Source organism: Pseudoflavonifractor sp. 524-17 (genome assembly GCF_009935845.1).
GTDB lineage: Bacteria > Bacillota > Clostridia > Oscillospirales > Oscillospiraceae > Pseudoflavonifractor_A.
Window position 1 is genome coordinate 1 of the sequence record NZ_QWEK01000011.1, and the last position, 7844, is coordinate 7844.

Annotated in this window: 17 protein-coding genes; 16 read left to right on the top strand and 1 reads right to left on the bottom strand. The window is 55.4% G+C overall.

The window, feature by feature from the left end; all coding sequences use genetic code 11:
• From D1159_RS03935 to D1159_RS03975, 9 genes are all read left to right on the top strand, one after another.
• Positions 1-184 (top strand): hypothetical protein (locus D1159_RS03935; protein WP_161844398.1); only part of this gene is annotated, 184 nt, incomplete at its 5' end.
• A 281-nt stretch (positions 185-465) separates the two neighbouring features.
• A complete protein-coding gene (locus D1159_RS03940; protein ID WP_161844399.1) occupies positions 466-600 on the top strand; it encodes an XkdX family protein in 135 nt (44 codons plus the stop codon).
• Between the two features lie 3 nt (positions 601-603).
• Positions 604-948: a hypothetical protein gene (locus tag D1159_RS03945; RefSeq protein WP_161844400.1), complete on the top strand. Its 345-nt coding sequence runs from the start codon at positions 604-606 to the stop codon at positions 946-948.
• Positions 945-1142, top strand: coding sequence for a holin (locus D1159_RS03950; protein WP_161844401.1), 198 nt, complete (start codon positions 945-947; stop codon positions 1140-1142). The genes D1159_RS03945 and D1159_RS03950 overlap by 4 nt, the downstream gene beginning before the upstream one ends.
• Before the next feature lies 1 nt (position 1143).
• On the top strand, positions 1144-1854 hold the full coding sequence (locus D1159_RS03955) for a CHAP domain-containing protein (protein WP_161844402.1): 711 nt from the start codon (positions 1144-1146) through the stop codon (positions 1852-1854).
• Between the two features lie 55 nt (positions 1855-1909).
• Positions 1910-2143, top strand: coding sequence for a hypothetical protein (locus D1159_RS03960; RefSeq protein WP_161844403.1), 234 nt, complete (start codon positions 1910-1912; stop codon positions 2141-2143).
• A gap of 96 nt (positions 2144-2239) precedes the next feature.
• Complete coding sequence (locus D1159_RS03965; RefSeq protein WP_161844404.1) at positions 2240-2500, top strand: sigma factor-like helix-turn-helix DNA-binding protein; 261 nt, start codon at positions 2240-2242, stop codon at positions 2498-2500.
• Between the two features lie 80 nt (positions 2501-2580).
• Complete coding sequence (locus D1159_RS03970; protein ID WP_161844405.1) at positions 2581-3081, top strand: type II toxin-antitoxin system antitoxin SocA domain-containing protein; 501 nt, start codon at positions 2581-2583, stop codon at positions 3079-3081.
• Complete coding sequence (locus tag D1159_RS03975; protein ID WP_161844406.1) at positions 3078-3449, top strand: type II toxin-antitoxin system PemK/MazF family toxin; 372 nt, start codon at positions 3078-3080, stop codon at positions 3447-3449. Before D1159_RS03970 ends, D1159_RS03975 begins: the two co-directional genes overlap by 4 nt.
• A gap of 19 nt (positions 3450-3468) precedes the next feature.
• Here the strand turns inward: D1159_RS03975 and D1159_RS03980 are convergent, their stop codons facing one another.
• The gene (locus D1159_RS03980; protein ID WP_161844407.1) at positions 3469-3759 is read right to left on the bottom strand and encodes a hypothetical protein; all 291 of its coding nucleotides are present in this window, start codon (positions 3757-3759) and stop codon (positions 3469-3471) included.
• Positions 3760-4102: 343 nt separating this feature from the next.
• On the opposite strand from D1159_RS03980, the gene D1159_RS03985 reads away from it, so the two are divergent.
• The 7 genes from D1159_RS03985 to D1159_RS04015 all read left to right on the top strand — a co-directional run.
• Positions 4103-4507, top strand: a complete 405-nt coding sequence (locus tag D1159_RS03985) for a hypothetical protein (RefSeq protein WP_161844408.1) — start codon at positions 4103-4105, stop codon at positions 4505-4507.
• 267 nt (positions 4508-4774) lie between these two features.
• Positions 4775-5158, top strand: a complete 384-nt coding sequence (locus D1159_RS03990; RefSeq protein WP_161844409.1) for a hypothetical protein — start codon at positions 4775-4777, stop codon at positions 5156-5158.
• Between the two features lie 2 nt (positions 5159-5160).
• Positions 5161-5646, top strand: coding sequence for a hypothetical protein (locus D1159_RS03995; protein ID WP_161844410.1), 486 nt, complete (start codon positions 5161-5163; stop codon positions 5644-5646).
• Entirely contained in the window at positions 5639-5869 is a 231-nt protein-coding gene (locus tag D1159_RS04000; RefSeq protein WP_161844411.1) for a hypothetical protein, read from the top strand. The genes D1159_RS03995 and D1159_RS04000 overlap by 8 nt, the downstream gene beginning before the upstream one ends.
• 167 nt (positions 5870-6036) lie before the next feature.
• Positions 6037-6957 carry a hypothetical protein gene (locus D1159_RS04005; protein WP_161844412.1) on the top strand — a complete coding sequence of 307 codons (921 nt, stop codon included), beginning with the start codon at positions 6037-6039 and terminating at the stop codon, positions 6955-6957.
• A gap of 101 nt (positions 6958-7058) precedes the next feature.
• A complete protein-coding gene (locus D1159_RS04010; protein WP_161844413.1) occupies positions 7059-7463 on the top strand; it encodes a hypothetical protein in 405 nt (134 codons plus the stop codon).
• A gap of 14 nt (positions 7464-7477) precedes the next feature.
• The coding region (locus D1159_RS04015; RefSeq protein ID WP_347563627.1) for a hypothetical protein at positions 7478-7844 on the top strand (367 nt) is incomplete at its 3' end.

Sequence of the window (7844 nt, forward strand, 5' to 3'; positions counted from 1 at the left end):
CCCGCCGCTCTGCACCATGGACAGTATCCCGCTGTACCGCTGGGATGGGGAGACGGTAATCCCTCGCACCGAGGAGGAGATCGCCGCGGACCGGGCTTCTAAGCCCGCGCCCCCGCCCAGTGAGACGGAGCGGCTGAGGGCGGATATTGACTTCCTGGCGGCCATGCAGGGGGTGAGTTTGTGAGAACGTGCGAAGATTGCAGACATTTTGAAAAGGATTCGATACGCTCTCAAAAACTTGGAGAACCGCTTGGTCAATGCCTCAACCAAATTGACCGCGGATATGTGATCGGTTGTTTTGACTCGGAAGAATGCGATGGGTTTGACGAAAAAACGGAAAAGTGGTGATTCTGCAATGGACCCTCATACCAATATTTTAGACGGATGGGATTTCAGTTTGCCAGTCCGTCAAAGGCCAGCAACAGATTCGGGTTACACAATAGACCGATGGAAAGGAGAACTAAAATGGCAACCGCCTATGATCTCGCCAAAAAATACTACCCTAAGCTTTGGGACAAGTCCCGTCTGGAGGCCCTGGTGGCCGCTGGGCGGCTGACAGAAGAGGAGGTGGAGGAGATCATCAACGCAAAGGAGGCATAATCTATGCACGATAACTGCAATCCAAGCGACTGCCCCGTATCCGCCCGGGTGGACACACTGGAAAAGGAGTTTGACCGGTACCGGTCCAGCTCGTCGGACACCCACCGGCAGATGTTTGAGCGCATCGGGGCGCTGGAGCAGAGCGGCGCTACGCTGAAGACCAAGCTGGACGGTATGGACGAAAAGCTGGACGGCATCGCGGAGAAGGTAGACGAGCTGAAGGACAAGCCCGGCAAGCGCTGGGAGAGCCTTGTGGGGTACGCCCTGAGCGCCCTGGCGGGGGCGTTTATGGCGTGGATACTCTCCGGGATGCCGGGGACGAGATGGCAGAAAGGAGTATGTTTATGAGCAAAAAGACAACCAGGTGGCTGAGGGCGGCAGGGATCCGGGCGGTGAAGACCGCCGCACAGACGGCAGCGGCCACCATCGGCGCGGCGGCGGTGATCTCCGCGGTGGACTGGCCGGTGGTGCTGTCCGCGTCGGTGCTGGCGGCGGTGCTGTCCCTGCTGACCTCTCTGGCCGGCCTGCCGGAGGTGGAGTAAAATGGCCACGGGAAAAGAAATCCTGGCCCTGGCGGCGTCGTACATCGGCGTGAAAGAGGATCCCCCCAGCTCCAACAACGTCATCTTCAACACCCATTACTACGGCGGGCCGGTGAACAATCCAAACCTGCACTGGTGCGTGGCCTTTGTGTGGGATATCTTCCGCATGGCGGGGGCGTCGGAGCTCTTTTTCGGCGGTAATAAGACTGCAAGCTGCTCCACGCTCTGGACGTACCACAAGGGGCATGGGCAGGCTGTCACAGACTTCCGGCCCGGGGATATCGTCTTCTTCGATTTTTCCGGAAAGAAAAAGGCCACCCAGCATGTGGGTATTGTGGAGGCCGTGGGGGGCGGCTTTATCACCACCATCGACGGCAACACCGGGACCACCAGCGAAGCCAACGGCGGGGCAGTCATGCGCCGGAAACGGGCGCTGAAGTACGTCACCGGCGGCTACCGGCCCAAGTATGAGGCCGAAAAGCCGCCGGCGGAACAGGAGGAACCAATGATGACTCAGGAACAGTTTAATGCCATGCTGGACGCCGCCCTGGCCCAGTGGGCCAGTCTGCCCCCGGATGCCTGGAGCGGGGACGCCCGCCAGTGGGCGGAGGAGCACAAGATTGTCTCTGGCGACGGGGCGGGAAACCGGAGATACAAGTCCTTCTGCACCAGGGAAGAGGTGGTGCAGATGCTCTTCCAGATGGGGCGGTAATCTCTTGCAATTTGCAGGTATCTGGGCTAAAATATGACAGAAAGGACGTGACAACATGGACGGGAACGAAACCATTCAAAGCTTTGGCGACATGGTGAATGCCGCCGAAAGGCTGACAAAGCCGTGGCGTGTCGCTCTGCTGGTGACGAATTTTCTTTGGGCGCTGGTGTTTGCCCTGTTTATCTGGCTGGCGTACCTCAGCCCGGATACCAGTTATCAGTATCAGGATTTTGAGGGAAAAGCCCAGGTGCAGTCCGCCGGTTCGGAGGTTGTCACGCAGGGTGACTGAATTTGGCGAGGCAGGTACAGGTTCGCAGACCAGGCGCGAAACGCCCCAGGAAACCACGGGCGGCGAAGGGCAGGAGAAAAGGGCGGTGACGGCTGCGTGAACAGCCAAAACCGCGCCATCCGTGCCCTGCTTTCCAGTATGTCAACTGACCGGGCCATAGACACGATCCGTGCATTCCGCCTGCCAGAAAAGGAAGAGATCTGCCTCATCGAAAAAGAGGTGTTCGACCGTTCCTATACGCAGATTTGCCGGGAATATGGATTTTCACCGGAGGCGGTGAAAAAGGCTCGGCGCAGGGCGTTTGAGAAAATCGTTGACGCAATTGCATATGAGAAGGAAAGAGCCCGGGGAGGTTAATCCTCGGGCTCTCTTTTTCTGATAAATCCCGTGACATATTCCAGTAACTGTGGTACACTACGAGAGAAGGAGGTGGCATTATGGTTAAGATCGTGGATGTAGCGGCATACGTCATAGAGAAATATGAGGAATTGACGGGCGAGCGGCTTGACGAAATGAAGCTTCACAAGCTGTTATACTTCACCCAGCGGGAGTCCTTTGCCGTTGCTGGGCGCCCAGCTTTTGATGGCGTATTTGAGGGCTGGAAGTTTGGCCCGGTCAGCAGGGATGTGCGTAATGCATACTGCGAGGGTGAAATCATGTACGAAACAAACGAGATTCCAGACGATGTAAAATACATTGTCAATAATGTCATTCTTGAGTATGGCGCGTTTGAATCTTGGAAGTTGAGCAGCTTATCCCATCGTGAGATTTCTTGGGTGAATGCGCGTAGGGGTCTTGGCGAAAAAGAAAACGGAAACCGTCCGCTGCTCCTAGATGATATCCGAGAAGATGCTAAAAAGGTGCGCCCTTATGACCATGTATGGGATATGTACTATGATGAATTTGACGACTTCCAAGAGGGGGCCGACAAAGGTTGATAGGAAAGATTTACCTAACACGGGTCGATTTTTATAACTCGAGGACGGGGCGCACCGAACAGAAAACTAGGCCAGTTTTGAGCGTTGGCGGACCAAACGAGGATGATTATACGATTCTCCCCATCTCGACCATATCACGCCGCGAAAATGTCAACTACTATTATGACATTCCAATATCCGAACAAGCCCGTGCGGCTTTGAGTCTGGACAGGGAATGCTTTATCAGAATGCATAAACAAATGACAGCCCATAGAGGATCGCTCATTAGAGAAATCGGAGATATGCGCAGCGATGTCCCCGATTTGTACATTAACGCAATAGAGAAGATGGAAGAATTTCAAAATAATATCGTTGAGTTCTCTATATGATGGAAGCAAAAGCCCGGGGTTAGTCCCCGGGCTTTTCTTTGTCCCGCTCCATCGTCTCACGGATCGCCCGCTTGATGAAATTGTTGACGCTCTCTCCCTGGGCAGCGGCGTGTGTCTGGACGCCGTCCCGCTCTTCTTTTGTTATACGAATTTCCAGACGAGCAAACTTTTCAATGTAATTTTTTTGCGCCCGTTTTTGCGCTGGTGTTTTTCCCGGCATGTGTATCACCTCACTTGGATTGTACCATAAAAGAATACCTACCGATAGATAAAAAATCAACAAATATCTACCATTAGATTTGTGCAGCATCCCATCTTGATATCTGCCGGTAGATATGTTATTATAATATCAGAAAGGAGGTGGACACTATGAGCAAGAAAAAGAAAAAGGGCGGTAGGGCCCAGCCCGACCAGCTTATGACCCTTACCGCCGCAATCCTAAACCTCATTACCGCGATACTTCTTTTAATTGAGAAGCTGAGCGAGTAGATGAGGAGGGGGGAGGGCAACCTCCCCCCTGTAGGATAACAAATCGCTTGAGAGGTGTCAATATGAAAGATATTTTGATTTATGGACTGTTGATTGTCAGTATCGGGCTGTCTGCGCTGGTAATTTTCCGGAACCTGAAAAAATGAACAAGGAAGGAGAACACTATGTTAGAATCAAGAAGCGCCTATGGCTATTTCGGCTCCGCCGGTGGATTTACCGGTGAAACCCCGCCGCCGTCCTGGGGCTGCATTGAGCGGAACATGCTCTATTGCGAGTACAAACGCCGGTATTCAGAGTGCAAGACTCTGGGCGACTACGACAAGGTCCGCAAGACCATTACCGTACTGATTCCTGCTGAGTACGCGGAGCGGCCCAACTTTGGCAACACATACTCCATGCATTACTTCGAGTTCACCTATTCCCCGGTGCCGTCTTACTGCTCTGGGATTTTCGAGTGCAAGGCGAAAAACTACCAAAACGCACTGCGAAATGCAAAGAGATGGGCAAAACGCGAGGGTGTAGCAATCACAGGAGATGCCCCCGGACACGAACACCAAAGAAATTGGTAATGGAACCGCCCCCTAACCGGGGCGGTTTTTTTGTTCCCATTCTTCACCCAAACAAAGGCCATTTTTAGGCCATTTGTTTGCTCAATTTTTTGTTACCATAATTCTACAGGAGGACACAGAAACTAGGCGGCAAGGCCGCCATGCCAACAGGCGTTTTTGTGTCCTCCTGTTCTCTATTTTAGGGGTGCTTGAAATGACAGAAAAAAAAGACTGTGGCTGCAAGTGCGGCAAGCCCGGGAGTTGCCCAGGATGCCCAGGTAAAAAGAAATGAGCTACTCATATTACAACCCCAACCCAACAGGGCGCAGCGTGGGTGACTGCACCGTGCGTGCGCTGTCCAAGGCTCTGGGGCAGACCTGGGAGGAGACATACGTTGGGCTGGCCCTGGAGGGCTTTATCCGGGGTGACCTGCTCAACGCGGACAGCATTTGGGGACCGTACCTCCAGCGCCACGGCTTCCGGCGGCACTTTATCCCGGACGACGGACTGGGTGCGTACACGGTGGAGGATTTCGTCCAGGATAACCCCCGAGGAACTTTTATCCTATCCATGCCGGGACGCCATGTAATTGCTGTGGAAGACGGACAGTATTTTGACAGCTGGAATAGCGGGAAAGAGTGCCCCGCCTACTACTGGGAAAAGGAGCATTGACAATGGCTTACCAACCCTATCCATATGCAGGCTATCAGCCCACGCCGTACTATCCCCAGCCGGTGCCTGACCAGCTGGCCCAGTTGCGGCAGAACCAGATGCAGCAGATGCAACCGCAGATGATGCAGCAACCGATCCAGTCTATGCAACCGTCCACCCAACCGACGGCCCCGCAGAGCGGCGGCATCAACTGGGTGAACAGCAAGCAGGAGGCGGACAACTGGCCTATCGCACCCGGGTGTGCGGTGGCTCTATGGGACAGTAACAACCCGGTGATCTATCTCCGGCAGGCAGACAGTACCGGAAAACCATCCACCAAAGTCTACGATCTTGTGGAGCGGACAGACAATCCCAACCCGCCTCAGCCCGCGCCCAACATCGACCTGAGCCGGTATGTCACCATCGACCAACTGGAGGACATCCTTTCAGAACGCCTCAAACGGCCCTCTAAGGCCACCAAACAGAAGGAGGATACAGATAATGGCTAACCCGTTCAAGGCCGCTATGGGCGGCTCTCAGGCCCCGCAGAGAGGCCAGCGCAACTTCGCCCCGGCTCTGCTTCAACACATCCAGAGTTTTCAGGGCAACCCCATGGAGCAGCTGCAAAGCAAACTCGACTCTGGGGAAATGACACAGCAGCAGTACAACCAGCTGCGGGGCATGGCGGAGAGCATCGCCCAGCGGATGATGGGTGTGCTTCCCAACAGATAAAAAGAAAAGACACCGAGCGGCAACTCGGTGTCCTGTGATATGACAGAAGTACGTGACATTGTACTTTATCATAGATGCTTCTTTATATTATCACATGGTCTTTTTATAGTCAAGTCTAAAAAATGCGGCCGCATTTTTAGAAATACATCAACAAAGGAGAATTATCTATGTCTCTTGGAAATGAAGGTTCCGGGCTCAGCGTAGCGGATATCGCCGCTGTGACCGACCGAAACAACGGCAACTGCGGCAACGGCTGGGGCGGCGGCTTCGGCGAGATGCTGATTGCCATGATTATGCTGTTCCTGTTCCCCATGTTCTTCGGCGGCTTCGGCGGCGGAATGTGGGGCGGCATGGGCGGCTGGGGCAACGGCGGCATGATGGCCGCCGCCAACGGCGCTCTGACCCGGGCCGACCTGTGCGCCGAGTTTAACTTCAACGGCCTGGAGAATGCTGTGCGCGGTGTGACCCAGGGCCTGTGTGACGGCTTCTACGCCATGCAGAACAGCATCAACGGCCTGGGCATGAACGTGATGCAGGGCTTCCACGGCGTGGACAACGCCATCTGTAACCTGGGCTACCAGACCCAGCAGGGCTTTAATGCCACCCAGGTAGCCATGATGCAGGGCTTTAACGCGGCCCAGGCCCAGGCGGCTGACTGCTGCTGCAAGACCCAGACCGGCCTCATGCAGCTGGGCAACCAGGTGGAAAGCGGTTTCTGCCAGACCAACTACAACGCTGCCACCAACACCAACGCCATCATCCAGAACGCTCACAACGACACCGACCGCGTGCTGGCAAAACTGGATGCGATGGAGATGAGCCGCAAGGATGAGCGCATTGCTGAACAGGCTGCCCAGATTCAGGCCCTCCAGCTGGCTGCGTCTCAGGCCAACCAGAACAACGCCATCGGCGCGATGATCTCCGCCAGCGAGGCTACCATCCTGCGCCGCACCGGCGCGGAGTGTCCCACCGCCGCCTACATCGTCCAGCCTCCCACCCCCGTTAGCTTCCCCACCAACTGCTGCGGTCAGTTCAACGGCTGGGGCAATAACGGCTGTGGCGGCTGCAACAGCGGCTGCGGCTGCTGAACCACTCGAATTTTTCGAGCACTTCCCTGGAATAACGGGTGATTATTTCGGGGCGGTGGACTGCGTGTCTGCCGCCCCTGACATTTAGTAGGAGGTATTTTATGGCTTGTAAACCTGTCTGCAAGCTTTGCGACCGTCTGGTTTTGTCCCAGGCAGTCACATTTACCGGCGGAAATTTGGTGATCAACCTGCCTGCCGGAGCCTATAACAATAGAGAAAAATATTGCATTGTGGTGGCGCAGGCAATTCCTTCCACCACGACAATCAATGCCCCGGTAGTTATCACCATTGGTGCAGGCACACAGCAATATCCGCTGACCAACCGCTGCTGCGCCCAGGTGACGGCCTGCGCCATTCGGACAAGGACGCGGTATTCCACTGTGGTGGCTACCAGCGGCACCGGGGGCACCTTTAAGCTGCTGGGGAATGCCTGTCCTTGCCCCACCAATCATCTGCCCAGCATCAACGGGACGGCTCCCGCCGCCCCTGCCGTGCCTGAGGCATGAAAGGAGACGTTAACATGGAAAAACTTCATGAGCTGAAAGAAAAGCTGTGGACCGAGCTGGATGAACTGGCCGAAAAGCGCGAGATGGGCGCAGGCGATCTGGAGCTGGCCCATAAGCTTACCGATACCATCAAGAACATCGAGAAAATCTGTATGCTGGAGGAGGGCGGCTACAGCTCCGCCGTGGACGGCATGGACTATGGCCGGGGCTCCAGCTACGCCAACCGGGGCCAGCACTACGTCCGGGGCCACTACAGCCGGGCGGACGGGCGCGGCGGCTACTCCATGCGCCGGGACAGCCGGGGCCGCTACAGCAGGGATGACGGCCGCTCTGAGATGATGGAGCACATCGGGATGGCCATTGATACCGCTGATGAGCGGG